This is a genomic window from Pseudoalteromonas sp. S2721 (assembly GCF_005887425.1).
Taxonomy (GTDB): Bacteria; Pseudomonadota; Gammaproteobacteria; order Enterobacterales; family Alteromonadaceae; genus Pseudoalteromonas; species Pseudoalteromonas simplex.
Window position 1 is genome coordinate 193,212 of sequence record NZ_PNCZ01000014.1, and the last position, 19,523, is coordinate 212,734.

Genomic DNA, 19,523 nt, shown 5'->3' on the forward strand with positions numbered 1-19,523 from the left:
CTTAGATAATTTCAAAAAAGCTTTTAAATAACAGTAAATTAACTTTGCTGACGTAAAAGAGGCTGTTTTTTATGGGTGGATATCCACACATTTTTAAAAGTGTGCTGTCACCAGTTCCACCCATTGTGAAGAGTTTAATGTGAGAGAGTTGCTTAGTCTTTGAACATTTCGCGATTAATACCGTACTTGGTCATCTTGTCGTAAAGGGTTTTACGAGCAATTTGTAATGTAGCCATAGTCTCTTTTATGCTGCCGTTATTACGCTCGAGCGCTTCTTCGATAAGTGATTGCTCATAAAAACTAATCTTTTCGGCAAGACTTAAATCCTGAGCAAGTTCATTTTGATTATTTGTGTCGCTATAAGAAGCAAAAGCCAGATCAGAACCTAGCAATACCGCACGTTCGGCCTGATTTCTTAGTTCTCGCACATTACCCGGCCAGTCATAAGCAAGGAGTCGTTGTTTAGCTTCACTACTCAATGGCGCAGGCGGCTTATGAAAACGTGTCGCCGCTATCGAGCTGAAGTGTTTAAAAAGCAGTGGAATATCAGCTTTTCTATCGCGTAATGCCGGGATGCTCACTTTCACTAAGTTTAAGCGGTAATATAAATCGGCTCTAAACTCCCCTGCTTCGACTAGTGTCATTAAGTCAACTTTGGTAGCAGCAACTATACGTACATCTAAATCAATGGCGTGGTTGTCGCCTACAGGGGTTACTTTGCGCTCTTCAAGCACCCTCAACAACTTTACTTGTAAACTCGCAGGCGTAGACTCTATTTCATCTAAAAAGACAGTGCCGCCTTTGGCAAATTCAAACTTACCTTGGCGAGATTGTGTCGCCCCTGTGTATGCACCACTGGCTGCACCAAAAAGCTCACTTTCAATAAGTTGCTCAGGTATTGCGCCGCAGTTTATAGCAACAAAATTAGCCGCTGAACGATTACTTTGATCGTGTAAATAGCGAGCAACTAACTCTTTACCCGTGCCTGTTTCACCTTCTATTAGCACATCTGCTGGCGTATCGATTACCGCATTAAGTAAATGCATCATTTGTTGCATTTGTTCGGTTTCACCCAAAATACGCACACCGGGTGCAGAGGTTTTCTCTACAGCAATTTTTAAGGCTCGGTTTTCCATCACTAAAGCACGTTTTTCTGAAGCGCGCGCAATACAGTCTAATAACTGCTCAGTTAGCGGCTTTTCAAATAGATCATAAGCACCAAGCTGCATGGCTTTAACGGCTACAGATACATCAGCAAAGCCGGTAAGAAAAATAACGGGTAGCTCGCTATCAAAGGCTTTAACTTGCTCTAAAAATGCCAAGCCATCCATTTTTGGCATGTTTATGTCGCTTAGTACAATACCTTCGAAGCGACGACTTAATTTTGAAAGTGCCGCTGTAGGCTCACTAAAACACTGAACTTGATAACCTTCAATCTCAAGGAGCTGCTTCAATGAATCACGGATCACCGCTTCGTCATCGATAACGATTACCTGATCACAGGTCGCTGCAACTTCACTCATGATGTTTCCTTGTTAGTTTGTAAAGTTATAATAAATTGTGCTCCGCCCTTAGGGCGATTATGGGCCGTTAGGCGGCCATTAAATGAGTCGATTATTTGCCTTGAAATAGACAAGCCCAGGCCTAAACCATTGCTGGTTTTAGTGCTATAAAATGGCTCAAAAATATTACCTAATGCATGTTGATCAATACCCGGGCCAGTATCGAGAATTGATAGCTTTACTCGGTCGTCAAACAGTTCAAGCTCAAAGCTCAGTTCGCGTTTGTCAGATTCACTCATTGCTTGGCTGGCATTAGTGATCACGTTAACCAAGACTTGCTCAAACTTAACGCTGTCGACCCATACTGTTATGTTTGCATCAATATCTGCAGCTTTTACTTCGATATCATCTTGCTTTAACTGTGCGCTTGCAATCATTAAAGCATTTTTTAACATACTCGCTAGGCTTTGCTGTCTCAGTTGAGTTTGTGCCGGTTTACTAAAATGCTTTAGCTGTGCAACAATTTTGTGTACACGCTCTATTAACGACTGCACCAAGACTAAATTTTCGCTGGCTTGCTCAATATTTCCTTTGATAAGTAACCTTTTTGCACTCACTAAGTAGGTATTCATGGCACTTAATGGCTGATTGATTTCATGGTTAATGCCTGCACTTAACTGACCAATAGTCGCAAGTTTAGCTGTTTGGATCAGCGCTTTTTGAGCCTTTTCGAGAGCCTGAGTACGCTCTATAACCTCTTGCTCAAGACTGTGCCTAGAAAACAAAAGCTTTTTATAACCAGCAAAACGTACCATTGCCGTATGAATAAGTACTACCGCAATAGCATAAAACACACTAAACCAAAGAAGCCTAGGGATTTGTGCAAGCTCGACATTCGTCACATCCACCAACACACTCGCTTTGGCGTTAATGATATCAATGCTTTCAACAGCACTAATAAAGCGCGATTGCTTACCGTTTAATAAAACTTTTTGCAGTATGGTTTGTTCATTTAGAGGCTTATGGGTATAGGGCAGTAAAGTGGGTTTATGTGACAGATATCGGCGCGATTTAACTAATGCAGCCATTTGTTCATTATCAAGGGGCTTAAGTGACTTTAAACGCCAATCAGCTACATCAGACATAACAATAACGTTGTCTTCAAGAGCAATGTAGAAATGTGAAGTGTCTGATGCATTGAGTAGCTGGCGGTCTTGTTCAAATTTTTTGGCATTAACTTTTAGTGCCACTACCGCAACCACCTCGCCTTGATAAAATAACGGCTCAGAAAAATAAAAGCCTCGCTCACTAGAGCGCATACCCAAAGCAAAATAAGCAACTTTTTCACCTTGTTTGGCTAAATAAAAATACGGCCGAAAAGCAAAATTACTTCCTAAGAAAGTATAGTCAACTTGCCAGTTACTACTTGCTAAAACAGTGCCTGACAAATCCATTACGTAAACATCTGAAGCCCCACTCGCTCGTTGAATATCTTCAAGATAATCATTGACCGCATCTCCACCAGCACCTTTTTCGACAATAAATGATTTTACCAAATCATTGGCACTTACTAAGCTAGGTATGGTTTTAAATCGTGCTAATTCACTTGCGATATAATGGCTTAGCTGAGTAGCTTGTGTTTGACTTTGATGCTGAGCTTGTTCGTAATCATGGCTTCTACCGAGATAAAAAACTAATATTAACAGCATTATTAGCAATACACCTGCTGCAATAAATTTTTTACTTAATGACGACATTCAAACCTTACGAACAGGACTACTAGAAATTGAATTGGTAGTGTAACGATAATTCCTCAGTTGTACCAGCGACTGCGCCATTGTCAATGCGAGGATCAAATGCGTTGTATTTTTTTCCTAACAAATTTTCTGCTTTTAGCATTAGTTGGCTGTTGTTGTTTAACTGCCATTTTAAACTACCACCCAATAAGCTGTAAGCAGATTGTTTAAAGTGAGCACCTGTATCTGAGCTTACTTCAACTGTATCGCGCCACAATAAGTTTAAGCTCACCTGCCATGAATCAGATAAGTTATAACTACTGATTATGCTTGCAAAGCGCTTAAAGCTCGCATTGATTGGATCTTCAAAGTATTGCGTATAAGTGCCTGTAATCGAAAAATCTTTACTTGATTGCCAAGTGCTATCAAGCTCGATACCACTGTTTTGGGTGTTGAATGAGTTTGTAAAGGTAAACAATGCATCATCTGATAATGTTGGCTCAATATTTATAAAATCATTAAGTTCATTATAAAAAAGCACTGCATTAGCTTGTAACTCTGAGGTTTTATAATGCCAAACAAGCTCAGTGGTTTTAATCGACTCAGAGCGAAGCGATGGGTTACCTATTGTCACATCATCATTTGAAAACAGCTCATTGGTAACCGGTGTTCTAAACGATTCACCATATTGCAGCTTAACAGTATGCTCTGAATTTATTTTATAGACACCCGCAAGACGTGGAGAAAGTTTACTGTCAATGTCCTTCACATCGTCATAGCGTGCGCCAATAAATAAAGTAAGTGCATCTGAGTATGGTATTTTTAGCTGCCCATAAGCACTCAAGGTTTCGAATGTAAACCTAAGTGACGAAAACTCAGGAAAGTCCATCACAGACACGATCCCTTGCTGTTCAAAGGCAGGGTCGATAATTATTTGCTCTGAATCGAAATCATAATAAGACGTGCGAACTCCTGCTTCAGTTTGCTTAGCTTCTGAGTATTCAATTCCCGCAGCAAGCTGCCATTGGTTATCGAATTGATAACTTAACTCAGTTTCGAATTTACTGTCAGTTGTTTGCCACGCAGGGCCAACGAGAAAGTCTGGAATATCGTCAAATGTAGCGATTAACCCTGCACTTGAAATATTATGCTTTGTGAATGAGTAACTAGAATCTAGCTTTAACTTATCGTTATTGATCCAGTTGTATTTAATTCCCACAAAGGTGTTATCACTGTTATGTTGGTTTTGCTTAGAATATCCAGCGAGGTTTAAAAATTCATCAAGAGAGGTTTCGTTGTAACGGGCACGTAATTGCAGTTTTTTATAATCAATACCTGCGTCTAGATAAATTGCCTCAAGTGGATCTTTGACCCCCTGCGGATAACTTTCACCGTCCTTTTGTTCATAAGCGAAATTTGCAAAAATACGTGTATTGTCACTAAATATCCTGTTGAACTGACCTGTTGCACCGTATCGGCCATTGTTACCAACTACAAATTGCAGTGCATTTCGCTCTTTAGACGTAACAATGTTCATAACACCTAAAAATGCATTACTGCCATAAAGTGCTGACCCAGGGCCGCGAATAAACTCTATTTTTTCGATAACTTCCACAGGTATGTAAGGCAAATAAACAGAAGCCTTACCAAATGATGATTCATTTATTCGCTCACCATTTATCATCACCAAAACATTACCGCTATCTAGATAAACGCCCCGAGCATGATCTTTAGGCACCGCCCCTACCCAATCACCTCGAGTTGATTGCATACCAGGCACAAAATTCATCACTTCGTAGGCGTTATCAACCCCTAATGCTTGAATTTGCTTACGACTAAAAACACTTATTGTAGAAGGGACTGATGATAAAGTTTCGTTGGTTTTACTTGCTATATCGACTTGAACATTAAGTAAGTCTTCAAAACTTAAAGAGAATAAGTCTTGCTCTTCAGCCGCGTTTGCAACCACTGGCGAGGTTGAGGCAACTGCAATAGTAAAAAGTGCTGAACATCTGAAAAGATCCACGGTAAGCGATACCTGTACTTATAGCCCGTGTTGCAAAAGCAACACCATGTTTACACTATTAATACAAAAGATTGGTAAGCTTGCAATGTTTTTATAATTTTAGTTTATAAAGTTTTCTTAAATAGCGACAAAAAAACCCATTTTCAACTGTAAATGGGTTTCTAAAAACGTCTGTTTTAATGAGCCAAGCTTAATTAAGCTGTTTCAACATTTCCAGTACGCTTTGCTTTGATGTACTTATATAATCCAATAAGTGACGCCGCTATCCAGAAAATCTCAATAACAAAACTAGCAAGGTTAAAGTTATAACAAAGACTGATCAGTAACAGAATTGCGCCCGTTAAGTTCATCATGTTATACACAAGGCCGGTTGGCGATGCTTTATTCAGTTGTAGTAAAAAGAAAGCACCAACCACTAAGAATGTGCCTGTCATGCCAATAATATCAAATAAAAGTGCTATCACGTGCGTGAGTCCATTTTGTTCATATGTTTATACCCATACAACTGGCCCAATCCATGGGGAGGGTTGTTTTCATTCATTGAAACAGCAAACCGGTCAATAGTATCAGAGCATGAGTAAGAAACGAGGATAAATGTCCGTATTCTAATTCTATTTATGTGTCACCTTACCACCGATTATTTTTAAAGCTGGAGTACCACGGATCATGGTCTGGCGGGCAAATGGGCGTTGGCAGTCAGGGCAAATACCGGTGTCATTGGTAAAATCTTGGCTAATCCGTTCAACAAAGCATTTAACCAACGCGCCTTTTCCACCTTTACGGTATTTAAATAACTGCGTTTTACATTGTGAACAAAAAATATCGACCGTTTTAGTTGGCCCTTTTTTATTTGGTTTTGCCATTAATCCATTCATTATTTCAAAAAGTGCATGCTATCACGCTATGACCAGAGACCCAAAACCAAGCCAATTAATGAAAATTGTAAAATAGCATAACCTGAATTTACCAAAAACAGTTTTAACGGCCGCTGCTCGAATATGTAGCCTATGCCTATAGCAAGGCTTACCCAACATAAACCAATTATAAAACCTGTACCAACAGCTACCCCAACAGCAACATTGGGCCCAACAAATAATGAAAAGCTAAATGAGATCAAACAGCATAAAATTAAACTGCTACCAAAAACTTTAAATGGATTAATTTGTTGCAAATCTAACTCAGTTAGACCACAGCTCTCCATCCAAATACGCTTAAATAACCAAGGTGAATACCAGACAATTCCCAATAAGAATGAAGCAAGACCTGCAAAAAAAATTGCGAAAAAGTTAAGTTGATAAAAATGCATACACCAGACTCATACAACGATTAGGTTTAACATGACTTTAGTTAAGGATCAGCGATGCAGCAAATTTAAAACACGTAATTTTGTACCTATTTAGAATTCAATCCTGTACTGATTTACGCCTTCTAATTATTTTACTTACGTTAATAATCACTTTACTGCTTAACTGGTTTTTTCTGTAATTTACGCTGTAATGTTCTTCTGTGCATATTCAGTTGGCGCGCAGTTTCGGAAATATTACCATCGTTACTGTGCAAAACATGTTGGATATGCTCCCACTCAAGGCGCTCTGGCGACATAATTTTGTTTGGCTTTGATTCTTCAAGTGATAGGTTTACCTCGGCGTCTCCCAAGATTGTTTTTAAAAGTGAATTAAAATCGACAGGTTTTGGTAAATAGTCGTCAGCACCTAATCGTATGGCTTCGACTGCACTGGCAATACTGGCAAACCCAGTGAGTAACACAATACGAGCTGAAGGAAATTGTTCTCTTAAGGGTTTAATTAGCGCAAGGCCGTTATCATCCCCGAGTTTTAAATCCACCAGAAAATGGCTCGCCTCAAAAGTGGTTATATGCTGTAAAGCTTGCTCAGCGTTATGAGCAAGTGAACATGTGAAGCCTTGTTTTGTAAAACGCCTTGCCAGTGTGCTGGCAAGATTTTCATCGTCTTCAATAATTAAAAGTTTCATACAATTTTTAAACTAACCATCGCAATTGCACCTTGCTGTGGGTGATTGCTTAGTGTTAATGAGCCATTTAAGCGCTCTAAAGTCACATTCGAAAGCATAACTGCCATCCCCATACCATTGTTACTTGGCATGAGTTGGCCACCTAATGATGCCATTTGTTGTTCGCTAAAACCTTGACCGAAATCACGTAACGACAATGAAACTGTTTGCTGATCTATGTGCCACTTAGCTTCTACGCAGTATTGCTGATTATGGTTATTCGCCGATACGGCGTTTTGCAGCAAGTTTAAAATAGCCGGTAACAGCATGGCATCACTTAAAATCGAACAATCAGGGGCGTTATTTAGCCACTGTAAGTTTTGCTCTGGAAAATGCAGTGTCATCGCATCTTGAATGGTGCTTTGTAGTGTTTCAGCGCTGATCACTTGCCGTGTTTGACCGGTCCTTAAGGCATTTGAAAGCGACCTAAAATGAGCAAGCTGTTCTTTACACTGGGCTAATGGCTTAGCCATTTCTTGTACAATGGGGTCATCAGCTCGTTGTTCTTTCAGTTCTTCAAATAACAGCTGTAAGTTTGCGATAGGCGTTGCAAGTTGGTGCGTTACTTGTGCAGCAGCGCCATCAAGCGTTAATAATTGCTCATGCCTTAATTGTTGCTCACGAGTTCGTGCAATGGTGGCTTCTCTTGCTCTCAATGTACTGTTTAATGTACCAATAACAAAAGCAATAACAATGGCGCTAATAACAAAGTTAATCCACATACCAATAAAATGATGCGTCATCTGCATTTGGTGCATAGTGTGCTCAGGCATATTTATCAGTAAAAAGCTATAAGCGGCGATTGCCAGCACTGCGGTATAAGCAAGCCCTTTCGCATTAACAGAGACCGCAGCGATCATTATCGGTAACAGTAATAACGACACAAATGCATTGGTAGCCCCGCCACTTAATGACAGCAAAATCGTTAAAAACAGTAAATCGGCTGTCAGCTGCATCAGTACAGCGGCTGGTCTGGCTTTGGTTACTTTTCTATAAGCGAATATACTTAGCAGCTGAAAGATTGCTTCAACACAAATAACAGCAAGTAAAGGCAGTAAGGGGATTTGGTATTCAAATAGAAAGTACACCGCAATAACAGCAACAAATTGTACGGCGATTGCGGCGCTTCTTAAAATTAGTAGGCGACTAATCGCCGGATCGGTTTGCATAACGGACTCTTTAAAACTTAATCATCGTCCATTGAAATTGTAAAAACAGCACAAGGCGTTCCTTGATGAAACACCATTTGCCATTGTTTACCATTAAAACGCCACAGTGACATACGAATGGAGTAATTAAACTCTGACCGCGCAGAACGTCTAAAGGCTGCTTGATAGCTCAGCTGTGCAATATCATCACTGAGCATTCGACCTTTAAAGTGTTGATTATAAAACTGCGGTACTACCTCAGTTGGCAGACGGGTTAACACTTGGAACTTATTAAAAGACGTACCATCAGCAGCTATTTCAATAAAATCATCATCAAGTAATGCATCAAGCGCTTCAGCAGATTGCCGAACTTCTGGCTCAAGTAGCTGCCGCTCAGCATCAATTAAATGATTAAATAACGTCTCTTTAATTTTACCGCCCATAGTAACCCTTACTGTTTGAGCACTTTACCGCCCTTCATAACAAACTGAACCTGACTAAGTTCATTAATGTTATCAAGCACATTCATATTAACGCTGATAATATCTGCTTGTTTACCAACACTCAAGTCACCGAGGTTATCACTTTGACCTAATAGTTTAGCAGCTTCAACGGTGGCTGATTTAATTGCTTGTTTTGGTGTCATGCCATATTTAACTAATAACTCGAACTCTTTAGCATTATCACCATGCTTAGATACGCCTGAATCTGTACCAAAGGCTATTTTAACCTTGTTTTTTAATGCTAATTTAAACGACTCTTCCATTTTTGGCGCCACAAATTCAACCTTCTCAGCAATAGCTTTTGGCATATTAGGGTTATTTAGCACTTCTTCTTTTACTGTCGCGCCAGCGAGTAAGGTTGGAACTAAATACGCGTCTTGCTTTTTAAATAATTTAACTGTGTCTTTATCTAAAAAAGAGCCATGTTCGATTGAATCAACACCCGCTCTGAGAGCTGCTTTTATACCTTCTGTGCCATGAGCATGAGCGGTGACTTTTCGGCCTAAATGATGAGCAGTGTTAACAATGGCACTGAGCTCTTCATCAGTAAATTGCTGATTAACCCCGGCCGCTGTATTACTTAAAACACCCCCTGTTGCCGTAATTTTGATCACATCGGCACCACTTTTAATTACATCGCGTACCGCACGAGTACAATCGTCAGCACCATCACACACACCTAAGCCCCCACCCTCTGTCGCTTTGGTAATATCACGGCGATAGCCATGCATGTCAGCGTGGCCGCCGGTCGGTGTGATCATATCACCTGCTGCAAAAATGCGCGGGCCAACAATGTCGCCACGCTCAACCGCTCGTTTTAATGGGAAGATAACTTGATAGCTGCTACCTAGGTCGCGCACAGAGGTAAAACCCGCATTAACCGTGCGTTTTAAGTATTTTAAAGAACGTAGTGCATAATCTGCTTCGTATTCAGTGACCCATTGATGTGGGTTACGCGTTGCATCTCGCTCAAAGGTAACATGAACGTGCATATCAATTAGACCCGGCAAGACCATCTGATTTTTTAAATCAAAAACATCTGCATCACTGAGGCCTAACTGCTGTGTTGTTAAGTAGCCTGCTTTTATTGCAGCAATTTTATTACCTTCAATAACCAGCGTTTGCTGCTCTTTAACACTCTGTTCAGTGCCAACAAGTACCTTTCCTGCATGAATAAGGGTGGTTTGTGCATTAACCACAAACGTAGATAACAAAGATAGTACCGATAATGTGCTTATTTTTAGATTTATTTTTTTCATAATCGCCTCTTTTTTATACTAGGTTTAACTTAAATACTGAGTAAATGCCATTATTTACGACATAGCGCGGCAATGAACTAGTGTTAACAAGTGAATTTTGATATAACTTCGGGAAAATTTAACAAGTCTGACCACATAAAGAGAACACATTATGTCTTATGCCCAAATTACTGGCTGGGGTAAATGTATACCACCAGCAAGCATCAGCAATGATGAAATTAGCAATATTGTTGATACCAATGACGAATGGATCACAACACGTACAGGCATCAAATCTCGCCGTGTCAGCCATGTTTCTACTGCCGATTTAGCGACCGTTGCCGCAAAGCAAGCGCTTGCTTGTGCTGGTGTTGATGGTAAAGACATTGATCTTGTACTTCTTGCGACTTGTACACCATCAACCATGGTGGCAAATACGGCCTCTTTAGTGCAAAAAAACATTGGCGCGATTGGCGCTGCAGCAATGGACACAAACGCTGCATGTTCAGGCTTTTTATATGCATTACAAGCAGCAACGGCACAAATTCGTGCAGGTATGATCAAAAAAGCAGTCGTTATTGCCGCTGAACGTATGACGTGGTACATCAACTGGGCTCGTCGCGACAGTGCTGTATTATTCGGTGATGGTGCTGGTGCCGTGGTATTAGAAGCCTCAGACACACCATCAGGTTTACTTGCCACTAAAACAGGTTGCGACAGTGAAGATCGCGACATTCTGCATATCGAAAACTTCGGTAGCGATTTAAATAAGTACGAGCCAATTGGCCCTTCTAACTTATTATTCGAAGGTCGCGAAATCTTCAAACGTGCTGTTAAAGGGATGAGCGAAGCTTGTGACGACGTGCTGAACCAGGCGCAGTTAGAGCTTGATGACATTGACGTATTAGTTCCTCACCAAGCCAATTTACGTATTATCCAAGCTATTCAGCAACGTTTGAAAGTAGCTGACGAAAAAGTCATGGTGAACATTGCCGATTACGGTAATACGTCTGCTGCAACAATTGCGATTGCCATTTGTGAAGCGGTTGAGCAAGGCCTTATCAAACCTAACTCAAACATTATGTCAGCAGCCTTTGGTGCTGGTTTAACTTGGGCGGCGAGTTACATTAAATGGGGCGAGCGTGTAACACCTATCGCGGTTTCTGATGCAGCTCTACCTGAGTATGATAAAACAGGTCTTGAACTGGTTGCACCGGCTGTTGCAGCATGTAAAGCGGCAGAGTAATACCCCTATCATTTATAGAGAAGCGCGGCTTAGTCCGCGTTTTTTTATGGGCATAAAAGGATTAATTTATGGATCTATTAGGCATACATCATGCTGCAATCATCTGTAGCAACTATGAAAAATCAAAGCATTTTTATAATGAAATATTAAAGCTACCAATCATTCACGAACAATACCGCGCTGAACGTGACTCGTATAAATTAGATTTAGCACTTCCTGATGGCAGCCAAATAGAGCTTTTTTCGTTTCCTGGAGCGCCACCGAGACCAAGCTATCCAGAAGCACAAGGGCTACGCCATTTGGCGTTTAAAGTCGCCGATATTGCAAAATCTAAGCATTATTTAGAACAACAAGGCATTTCGGTTGAAGAAATAAGAGTGGATGAAATCACCGGGAAGCAATTTACGTTTTTTGCCGATCCCGATGATTTACCGTTAGAGCTTTACCAGCTTTAACTTATTGGAAGCGATCTTGTAGGTAGTTGAACACAGCACGAATACCCAGTGCCTCACCGCCTGCAGGACGACCCGGTAATGCACGTAAGTTCCAGGCCATCACATCAAAGTGCACCCATGGCGTACTTGGCTCGACGAACTCTTTTAAGTAAAGTGCCGCGGTGATCGCACCACCAAATGGAGTGGAAGCACAATTAGCAATATCTGCTACGTCACTTTTTAATAATGCTTTGTATTGATCAAATAACGGCAGTTGCCATACAGGATCATGACAGCTTTCACCTGCATCCATCAGTTTATTAGCCACTTCACGGTTATTTGCGAAAAAGCCAGGTAATTCTGTACCGAGCGCAACACGACAAGCACCAGTTAAGGTTGCAAAGTCAACGATAAGATCGGGGTTATCATTTTGCGCTTCAGCAAGTGCATCACACAGCACTAAACGGCCCTCAGCGTCCGTGTTATCAATTTCTACTGTGATCCCTTTACGTGTTTTGATCACATCACCCGGTCTAAATGCATTTCGAGAAACCGCATTTTCAACCGCAGGTACCAGAACACGTAAGCGAATTGGTAAGTTGGCAGCCATAATTAACTGCGCAAGGCCAATAACATGTGCCGCACCGCCCATGTCTTTTTTCATGTTGCGCATACCAGAGCTTGGTTTCAAATCTAAACCGCCAGAATCAAAACACACGCCTTTACCGACTAAGGTAATTTGCGGTGCATCTTTTGCGCCCCAACGTAGATCAAGTAAGCGAGGTTTATTCTCAGACGCACGACCAACCATATGAATCGTTGGGTAGTTTTGCTCTAATAATTCATCACCCACCCACTCACTGAACTCACCATCAAAGGTATCAGCTAAATCAGCCATTACTTGTGATAAATGCTGCGGCATCATATCCGCAGCAGGCGTATTCACTAAATCACGCACTAAATTAATTGCACTTGCATACTGAGATAAACGCTTTACTAACGATTCGTCTTTAATTGCAAGGGTAGCGCGTGGCGAAGGTTTTTCTTTATATTCACTAAACTCGTAACCGCCTAACACAAAGCCCAGTGTTACTTGCTCTACAAACTTTTCATCACCTTGTATTTGGTAACAACCTGCTGGCAGTTTTGTTGACAAGTCACCTGCTAACCAAAAGTCTTGTAAATCATTTACCAGACAATAAACATGCTCAAGTGAGCCGGTTTCATTATTAGCAACTAAGGCCATGCCTTTGTTTTTAAAATCACAATTTGTTAGCCAATTTTGTAAGGCTTGCGGCTGCTCGGTTAACCACGTTGATAGGTCAGCTTTAGCAATAAATGACAGGGGAATTCCCGAAGAAGAATGGCGAATTAATGAACTCATTAAACGACTCGATATAAAGAAAAGGTATTTAAGCATACCAATATCTTGATACAAAAGGTATAGGCAAAATCAGATAAAAAACCTAATCAGTCTTTGTTTTGTTTCTCTTTTTCTTCTTTTGCTACTTGTTGATCTAGCTCTTTAATTGACTTATTAATATTGAATGAACTAGGTAGCACATCGACACCCACCCATTGCCCCAGCTTTACAACCAAAGGAATAGTAATAGGTGCAAAGGGTAAAACTGCAAACACACCTAAACCAAGCCCTTTTAAGATATCTAAAAACTGCTCATTAGCAGTATGTAACTCTTCTTTAGTAGCTTGGCCTTGGGTGTATCGTCTATAGATATGAAGCATTTCTTTTGTTTCTTGCTTTTCTTGGGCAAGTGCGATTTTGAGTGCTACCATAGCGCGCTTAAAACGTAATGTTTGACGCTTTTTGGTAATTTTAGCCACTCGAAATGGGGCTCGATGAATAACTTTATATAATCGCATTTAGTTATTTTCACACAGCATGCGACGTTCACAAAGCATAATTTACTTATATTAGATTTTACTTTATCCTTAATACTCTATTCGTAACTATTTTTCAGTATTAAAAATGAACCAACCTAAACAACAAGCTGAGCCAAAACCCAAAAAACCAGCTTCAGATGAGTGTTGTGGAGGTGGTAGCTGTTGCCCATGTGTATGGGATGAATACCGAGAAAAACTGCAACAATGGCGGTTAAGCAATAATCCACAACAAGCTTAATAGACCGTTCCAAATCAAAAACCGCTCAAAAACCATCCAAAAAAGCCTTCTATCTAATTATTTTTGCATAATCTATATATTTTCTTACGCTGAAATCCAATATCGAGAATAAATTATCCCCTTTACTTTCAATAAGATAATCCACAAAAGAACGACAAAAAACAAAGAAACACCCACAAAACAACATAAAATTAACAATTTGCAAAAATTATTTACAGGATGTATAAGAGATTTACACCAGGTTCTAATACTTTATTTGGTGACATAATCATAACTATTCTAACTGGGGAAGTCGGAATGAAATTCAAAAATAATGCGCTACAACAAGCAATTAAATTTGCTTTAGCGACAACAACAGCAGGCCTGTTTGTGTCGGGTTCGGTTGTTGCTGCAGAGCAAGCAGCTGAAGAGACGAAAGTTAACAAAAATGTAGAGAAAATTGCCGTGGTGGGTACTCGTTCAGCACCACGTTCAATCGGTGATTCACCAGTACCCATTGATATCATTGGTGGTGAAGAGCTAGATAAAGGTGGTAACACCGATATGCTTGAGCTTTTAAAAGGCTCCGTTCCTTCTTTTAACGTTCACCAAAACCCAATTAGTGATGCTGCGTCACTTGTTCGCCCAGCTAACTTACGTGGCCTTCCTTCTGACAGTACTTTAGTACTTGTTAATGGTAAACGCCGTCACCGTGCATCTGTTATCGCTTTCTTAGGCGGTGGTATTAATGATGGTGCTCAAGGTGCCGATATCTCTGTTATTCCAAGTATTGCCTTAAAGCAAGTAGAAGTACTTCGTGATGGTGCTGCTGCACAGTATGGTTCTGATGCAATCGCGGGTGTAATGAACTTTGTATTAAAAGATGCCTCTGAAGGCGGCTCATTCGAAATACGTCAAGGTGAATACTACGAAGGCGATGGCGATACAACGCAAATTTCTGGTAACGTGGGTCTACCGTTTACCGATAGTGGTTTTGCTAACTTAAGCTTCCAATATAAAACAGCTGATGCGACTAGCCGCTCAGTACAACGCCCTGATGCAGCCGCACTAGATGCCGCAGGTGTGCCTGAAGTATCTTCGTTAGCACAAGTTTGGGGTGCGCCAGAAGTTGATGATGATATTACTATCTTTGGTAACATCGGTCTTGAGTTAAGTAATTCATCTGAATTCTACATGTTTGGTAACTACTCTGAGCGTGATGTACGTGGTGGTTTCTACTATCGTAACCCACACACTCGCCCAGGTGTTTACTCAAATGACGGCGGTGAAACACTGCTTGTTGGTGATTTAACTGGCGATATGAGCGGTAACTGTCCTACCGATATCATGATTGATGATAACGTTTTAGATAACCAAAGATACATCGATGAAGTTGCTAACAACCCAGACTGTTTTGCGTTTAACGAAATGCTTCCGGGCGGTTTTACACCTAACTTCGGTGGTAACATCACAGATACTGCATTAACAATTGGTACTAAAGGTGAAATCACATCTGGTTTCCTTGAAGGTGCATACTATGACTTAAGCGGTACAGTTGGTTACAACGAATCACGCTACTTCATCTATGACACAATCAATGCGTCATTAGGTCCAGAAAGCCCGCGCGATTTCAGCCCAGGTAAATACTCACAGTTAGAGAAAAACTTTAATGCTGATTTATCAAAAGGTTTTGACTTTGGTTTAGCTTACGATGTAAACGTTGCCGGTGGTCTAGAATGGCACGAAGAAACATTCACAGTTGTTTCTGGTGACGAAGCGTCTTTCACAGCTGGCCCACTAACAGAACAAGGTTTTGGTATCGGTTCAAATGGTTTCCCTGGTTTCAAACCATCTGATGCGGGCGAGTATACACGTCGTAACTATGCTGCATACGTTGATGTTGAAGCACCATTCACAGAAGACTTCTTAATGGGCTTAGCACTACGTTATGAAGATTATGATTCATTTGGTTCAACAACTAACTACAAGTTAACGGGTCAATACCACGTAACTGAAGACTTGAACATTCGTGGTTCAATCAGTACTGGTTTCCGTGCACCAACAGTTGGTCAAGCAAACGTAAGTAACGTTCAAACTAACCTAAGCAGCGGTGTACTTGTTGACTCGGCACTTTTACCACCAACAAACCCAATTGCAGTGCAATTAGGTGGTACAGAGCTACAACCTGAAGAGTCTCAAAGCTACACGTTTGGTGCAGTATGGACACTTGGCGACTTATTCTTCACAGTTGACTACTACAACATCCAAGTAGATGACCGTATCAGTCAATCAGATAAAATTGAATTAAGTCAAGCAGATAAAGACACACTTGAAGCAGCAGGCGTGCCAAACGTACAAAACTTAGCGCAAGTAAGCTTCTTCACCAATGACTTTGATACAACAACGCAAGGTATTGATGCAGTAGCTAACTACTCAACTGATTTGTTAGGCGGTAGCTCAACATTCAGCTTAGCGTACAACTGGAACGACACTGAAGTAACTAAGTCAACAGACATTACTGGTGAATTTAAAGTAAGCCGTTTAGAAAATGACTTACCAAACCACCGTGCAACACTTAGCTGGGCACAACAATGGGAGAGCTTCTCTGCATTTACACGTGTTAACTACTATGGCGAATACCAAGGTGTTCACGTAGATTACGATGCAACAGCGAAAACAGCTGATGCTGCAATAACGATTGATGCAGAAGTAACTTACTTCCTAACTGAAGAGCTTAGCTTCTCTGTTGGTGCGACAAACTTATTCGATCAAGAAGCAGAGAAACTTGATTTCTTCGATAGTACTGGCATCCCTAATAATAACTGGGGTGGTAAATACTACGAAACGTCGCCATATGGTATCAACGGCGGCTTCTATTACGTGAAAGCTACGTATACTTTCTAAATAGAACAGCTTTCTAGGTTGAGCAATCAACCTAGAAAGTCGATACCCCGGATTTTTTCTGGATATTTATAGTTAACCAAGGCGAAAGACATTTCGCCTTTTTCGTTTTATAGTAAATAAAAATAACAAATAACCCGCCATTCCTATGCTGTTAGAAAAAGCGAATCAACTACTGAATGAAAACAAGCTTAAAGAGGCCGAATTTCATTTTAAAACCATTCTCGATTCAGATCCTGAAAATGGCGAAGCGTTATTTGGATTGGGCCGCATTGCACTGCGTTTAGAACGTTATGATGCAGCGGTTTACCTTCTACAAAGAGCCTGTGAACGACTACCGCACATGCTTGAACCACTCCATGCCCTTGCCGATGCTTTTAATGGCGTGCATTCACCGCAAGATGCCTTAACTGTACTCGAATATGCTAAATCAATTGCCAGCCATAACCCTGAGCCACATTACTACCTTGCCCAGCATTATTTAACTTATGGTGAGTTAGACAAAGCGTACAGTATTTTAAAGCATGCACTCGGTATGGGAAATTACCCAGTGACGGCGTACATTTTATTTGAAATAGTGCAGTTTGGGCGCTTTAACAACGAACAAAATTACATAAATGAGCTACACCAGTTTTTAACTTTGACCAATAACCTGCGCTTAAAAATGGTGTGTTATTATGCCCTTGGTAAAAGCTATGATCAGTTAAATGATACAGAACAAGCTTTTAACTACTTCAGCCTAGCTAATAAGCTACAAACAAAACTCACGCAGTTTAAAACCCGTGACTTAGTGCCTTTTTATCAGCGCATCATAGAGCAAAATACAGCTGAGCTAATTGATGCCAGAGACAAAACATTTACAGGCACAATTACCCCCATTTTTATAATTGGCATGCCAAGAAGTGGCTCAACGCTGGTAGAGCAAATGCTGGCAAGCCACAATGACTTTGCCAGCCTTGGCGAAGATGCCAGTATCAGTAATCAGGTTGTTGCATACCTTGAACAACAAACGCAACTCCCCTACCCAGATTGCCTAGCAGAGCTAAACCAAGGGCTAATTAACAATGCCCGCAATATTTATATTGAACGAATAAAACAAGCGCCAGTTGTGCGCCCTTTTATGATCAACAAGCTACCTGCTAACTATCAGTCACTTGGATTGATTTACTTACTCTTTCCTAACGCCAAGTTTATTAATATGCAGCGCGAGTATGATGCAATTGCGTGGTCGGTGTTTAGCAACTATTTTGCTGAAAACGAACCTTATTTTTGTTCACTCCCAGAGTTTAAACAGTACTTTGATTTGTATCAGCAATTAATGGAACATTGGCAAAATGTGATGCCAGAAGCGGTTTTTTATTTAAGCTATGAAGCACTTATCAGTGACAGCGAACAAACACTAACAGCCCTGTGTAAGTTCTTAAACATCGAGTACAGCACACAGTTCTTAGATTTTTATAAGTCAAAAAAACCGGTGGCAACGCTCAGCAAAACGGCTGTAAGACAGCCGTTAACTGATAAAGCATTAGAAAAATACAAACGCTACGAGAGCGCAATGCACACGCTTATACGTGAGTCTCAAACCAGTTCAACAAGTCAACAAACTGATCAAAACGCGCCTGTGGGTGAGTAAGCATATTAATGTGATCATAATCGACCTTATGGCCAAACTTACGGCCATAAATGGTCATCCTTTGCTTACCGATGCCCGACTCTTCCATAAATTTTTCAATATCAATCGGCTGGCATAGGGCTTTATCTTTAACACCCGCCACATGCATAATGGGCGGCAGTGCCTTATCAGCTAATGCGTTAGCGTAATCAAAGCCATCGTCAGTATCGACCCAAGGTTTTCGCTTAGCCCACTGCATACTTTGATAATGTGATTTACGGGTTTCATCATCACTGCCCCATTTCAGTTTTTTAGCCGGCACAAAGCCATGCTTACGGGCAACTAAGGGCGCCAACCCATACCAAATCAAATTACCTTGAATATACTTGCTTGGATGATGGTTATACAAAGACCGTTTAGAACCAAAATAGCCGCAGGCTTTCACATCATCAATCAACTCGGGAAAACGGGCAAACACACTGTTCATTAGCACCCCGCCCCATGAGTGTGCCACCCAATAACGAGCAGGCTCACCTTCAAGCTGCTTAATTTTATCTAAAAATGCGGGTATATCTTCTAAAATAGCCTCGGTTTGACCATACTTTGCATGCTTTGAAATCGCAGGTTTACTCTCACCACGACCACGCAAATCAGCCACATAGCAAACATAGCCATGCTCAGCTAAAAATGGTGCTAAACCCTTATTGCTGTGGGTGTAAAAGATTTTGCCATTTTCAACGGCACCATGCATAAAAAACACCGCAGGGCCTTTCGCATCAGTCTTACTGATACGGCGTAAATGTAAAGTTTGGCTTTCGGCGAGTTTAATAAACACCGATTCTTGTTTAATCGTCACGTTTGACCTTTTTATTCTTATAGACTCATCGTACCAGTGTTAAGTTACGCCAGTCTATTTAGCAAAGCAAGTTTTGCGTGTGGCGATTGCCATTCAATATGAGAATCTCAGGCACGATGAAATTTTGATTAAATAGTAACACCAATGCAGAGCCATTATTCGTTGAAGTTA

The 19,523-nt window shown here is 40.8% G+C and carries 18 protein-coding genes; 5 read left to right on the forward strand and 13 right to left on the reverse strand.

What is annotated here, in order from left to right; translation table 11 throughout:
- Positions 1-152: 152 nt before the first annotated feature.
- The 10 genes from CWC02_RS07445 to CWC02_RS07490 all read right to left on the reverse strand — a co-directional run bounded on the left by CWC02_RS07445 (position 153) and on the right by CWC02_RS07490 (position 10,196).
- Positions 153-1,523 carry a sigma-54-dependent transcriptional regulator gene (locus tag CWC02_RS07445; RefSeq protein ID WP_138599843.1) on the reverse strand — a complete coding sequence of 457 codons (1,371 nt, stop codon included), beginning with the start codon at positions 1,521-1,523 and terminating at the stop codon, positions 153-155.
- Positions 1,520-3,259: a sensor histidine kinase gene (locus tag CWC02_RS07450; protein WP_138617388.1), complete on the reverse strand. Its 1,740-nt coding sequence runs from the start codon at positions 3,257-3,259 to the stop codon at positions 1,520-1,522. Before CWC02_RS07450 ends, CWC02_RS07445 begins: the two co-directional genes overlap by 4 nt.
- 22 nt (positions 3,260-3,281) lie before the next feature.
- Positions 3,282-5,264 (reverse strand): TonB-dependent receptor plug domain-containing protein, encoded by a 1,983-nt coding sequence (locus tag CWC02_RS07455; protein WP_138617390.1) that lies wholly within the window; start codon positions 5,262-5,264, stop codon positions 3,282-3,284.
- Positions 5,265-5,458: 194 nt separating this feature from the next.
- Entirely contained in the window at positions 5,459-5,728 is a 270-nt protein-coding gene (locus CWC02_RS07460; protein WP_054552127.1) for a CBU_0592 family membrane protein, read from the reverse strand.
- Positions 5,729-5,875: 147 nt separating this feature from the next.
- On the reverse strand, positions 5,876-6,127 hold the full coding sequence (locus tag CWC02_RS07465) for a hypothetical protein (RefSeq protein WP_054552126.1): 252 nt from the start codon (positions 6,125-6,127) through the stop codon (positions 5,876-5,878).
- Between the two features lie 38 nt (positions 6,128-6,165).
- Positions 6,166-6,570 carry a DUF1761 domain-containing protein gene (locus tag CWC02_RS07470; RefSeq protein WP_054552125.1) on the reverse strand — a complete coding sequence of 135 codons (405 nt, stop codon included), beginning with the start codon at positions 6,568-6,570 and terminating at the stop codon, positions 6,166-6,168.
- 152 nt (positions 6,571-6,722) lie between these two features.
- A complete protein-coding gene (locus CWC02_RS07475) occupies positions 6,723-7,256 on the reverse strand; it encodes a response regulator transcription factor (RefSeq protein ID WP_054552124.1) in 534 nt (177 codons plus the stop codon).
- The gene (locus tag CWC02_RS07480) at positions 7,253-8,464 is read right to left on the reverse strand and encodes a sensor histidine kinase (protein ID WP_138617392.1); all 1,212 of its coding nucleotides are present in this window, start codon (positions 8,462-8,464) and stop codon (positions 7,253-7,255) included. Before CWC02_RS07480 ends, CWC02_RS07475 begins: the two co-directional genes overlap by 4 nt.
- Positions 8,465-8,481: 17 nt before the next feature.
- Entirely contained in the window at positions 8,482-8,886 is a 405-nt protein-coding gene (locus CWC02_RS07485; RefSeq protein WP_054552122.1) for a nuclear transport factor 2 family protein, read from the reverse strand.
- 8 nt (positions 8,887-8,894) lie between these two features.
- Positions 8,895-10,196 carry a metal-dependent hydrolase family protein gene (locus CWC02_RS07490; protein ID WP_327077882.1) on the reverse strand — a complete coding sequence of 434 codons (1,302 nt, stop codon included), beginning with the start codon at positions 10,194-10,196 and terminating at the stop codon, positions 8,895-8,897.
- Positions 10,197-10,356: 160 nt separating this feature from the next.
- On the opposite strand from CWC02_RS07490, the gene CWC02_RS07495 reads away from it, so the two are divergent.
- Complete coding sequence (locus CWC02_RS07495) at positions 10,357-11,430, forward strand: ketoacyl-ACP synthase III (RefSeq protein ID WP_138617394.1); 1,074 nt, start codon at positions 10,357-10,359, stop codon at positions 11,428-11,430.
- Between the two features lie 68 nt (positions 11,431-11,498).
- Positions 11,499-11,885, forward strand: a complete 387-nt coding sequence (gene gloA2, locus CWC02_RS07500; protein WP_138617396.1) for an SMU1112c/YaeR family gloxylase I-like metalloprotein — start codon at positions 11,499-11,501, stop codon at positions 11,883-11,885.
- Position 11,886: 1 nt separating this feature from the next.
- On the opposite strand, the gene CWC02_RS07505 is transcribed toward gloA2, so the two are convergent.
- Both CWC02_RS07505 and CWC02_RS07510 read right to left on the reverse strand, forming a co-directional pair.
- On the reverse strand, positions 11,887-13,248 hold the full coding sequence (locus CWC02_RS07505; protein WP_138617398.1) for a leucyl aminopeptidase family protein: 1,362 nt from the start codon (positions 13,246-13,248) through the stop codon (positions 11,887-11,889).
- An 86-nt stretch (positions 13,249-13,334) separates the two neighbouring features.
- The gene (locus tag CWC02_RS07510; RefSeq protein WP_054552118.1) at positions 13,335-13,745 is read right to left on the reverse strand and encodes a hypothetical protein; all 411 of its coding nucleotides are present in this window, start codon (positions 13,743-13,745) and stop codon (positions 13,335-13,337) included.
- A gap of 106 nt (positions 13,746-13,851) precedes the next feature.
- Between CWC02_RS07510 and CWC02_RS07515 the strand changes: the two genes are divergently transcribed.
- The 3 genes from CWC02_RS07515 to CWC02_RS07525 all read left to right on the forward strand — a co-directional run bounded on the left by CWC02_RS07515 (position 13,852) and on the right by CWC02_RS07525 (position 18,517).
- Positions 13,852-14,004 (forward strand): oxidoreductase-like domain-containing protein, encoded by a 153-nt coding sequence (locus CWC02_RS07515; protein ID WP_138617400.1) that lies wholly within the window; start codon positions 13,852-13,854, stop codon positions 14,002-14,004.
- A gap of 297 nt (positions 14,005-14,301) precedes the next feature.
- Positions 14,302-16,887, forward strand: coding sequence for a TonB-dependent receptor plug domain-containing protein (locus CWC02_RS07520; protein WP_138617402.1), 2,586 nt, complete (start codon positions 14,302-14,304; stop codon positions 16,885-16,887).
- Between the two features lie 145 nt (positions 16,888-17,032).
- Positions 17,033-18,517: a tetratricopeptide repeat-containing sulfotransferase family protein gene (locus CWC02_RS07525; RefSeq protein ID WP_138617404.1), complete on the forward strand. Its 1,485-nt coding sequence runs from the start codon at positions 17,033-17,035 to the stop codon at positions 18,515-18,517.
- Here CWC02_RS07525 and CWC02_RS07530 read toward each other — a convergent pair.
- Positions 18,450-19,352, reverse strand: coding sequence for an alpha/beta fold hydrolase (locus CWC02_RS07530; RefSeq protein WP_138617406.1), 903 nt, complete (start codon positions 19,350-19,352; stop codon positions 18,450-18,452). The two genes, CWC02_RS07525 and CWC02_RS07530, sit on opposite strands and share 68 nt — an antisense overlap.
- Between the last annotated feature and the right edge of the window lie 171 nt (positions 19,353-19,523).

Excerpts from the sequence above, each read along its gene's own strand:
- CWC02_RS07510 (WP_054552118.1), bottom strand. The coding sequence starts at position 13,745 with ATGCGATTATATAAAGTTATTCATCGAGCCCCATTTCGAGTGGCTAAA.
- CWC02_RS07465 (WP_054552126.1), bottom strand. The coding sequence starts at position 6,127 with ATGGCAAAACCAAATAAAAAAGGGCCAACTAAAACGGTCGATATTTTT.
- CWC02_RS07445 (WP_138599843.1), bottom strand. The coding sequence starts at position 1,523 with ATGAGTGAAGTTGCAGCGACCTGTGATCAGGTAATCGTTATCGATGAC.
- CWC02_RS07485 (WP_054552122.1), bottom strand. The coding sequence starts at position 8,886 with ATGGGCGGTAAAATTAAAGAGACGTTATTTAATCATTTAATTGATGCT.
- CWC02_RS07495 (WP_138617394.1), top strand. The coding sequence starts at position 10,357 with ATGTCTTATGCCCAAATTACTGGCTGGGGTAAATGTATACCACCAGCA.
- CWC02_RS07505 (WP_138617398.1), bottom strand. The coding sequence starts at position 13,248 with ATGAGTTCATTAATTCGCCATTCTTCTTCGGGAATTCCCCTGTCATTT.
- CWC02_RS07480 (WP_138617392.1), bottom strand. The coding sequence starts at position 8,464 with ATGCAAACCGATCCGGCGATTAGTCGCCTACTAATTTTAAGAAGCGCC.
- CWC02_RS07475 (WP_054552124.1), bottom strand. The coding sequence starts at position 7,256 with ATGAAACTTTTAATTATTGAAGACGATGAAAATCTTGCCAGCACACTG.
- CWC02_RS07470 (WP_054552125.1), bottom strand. The coding sequence starts at position 6,570 with ATGCATTTTTATCAACTTAACTTTTTCGCAATTTTTTTTGCAGGTCTT.
- CWC02_RS07525 (WP_138617404.1), top strand. The coding sequence starts at position 17,033 with ATGCTGTTAGAAAAAGCGAATCAACTACTGAATGAAAACAAGCTTAAA.
- CWC02_RS07520 (WP_138617402.1), top strand. The coding sequence starts at position 14,302 with ATGAAATTCAAAAATAATGCGCTACAACAAGCAATTAAATTTGCTTTA.
- CWC02_RS07515 (WP_138617400.1), top strand. The coding sequence starts at position 13,852 with ATGAACCAACCTAAACAACAAGCTGAGCCAAAACCCAAAAAACCAGCT.
- CWC02_RS07450 (WP_138617388.1), bottom strand. The coding sequence starts at position 3,259 with ATGTCGTCATTAAGTAAAAAATTTATTGCAGCAGGTGTATTGCTAATA.
- gloA2 (WP_138617396.1), top strand. The coding sequence starts at position 11,499 with ATGGATCTATTAGGCATACATCATGCTGCAATCATCTGTAGCAACTAT.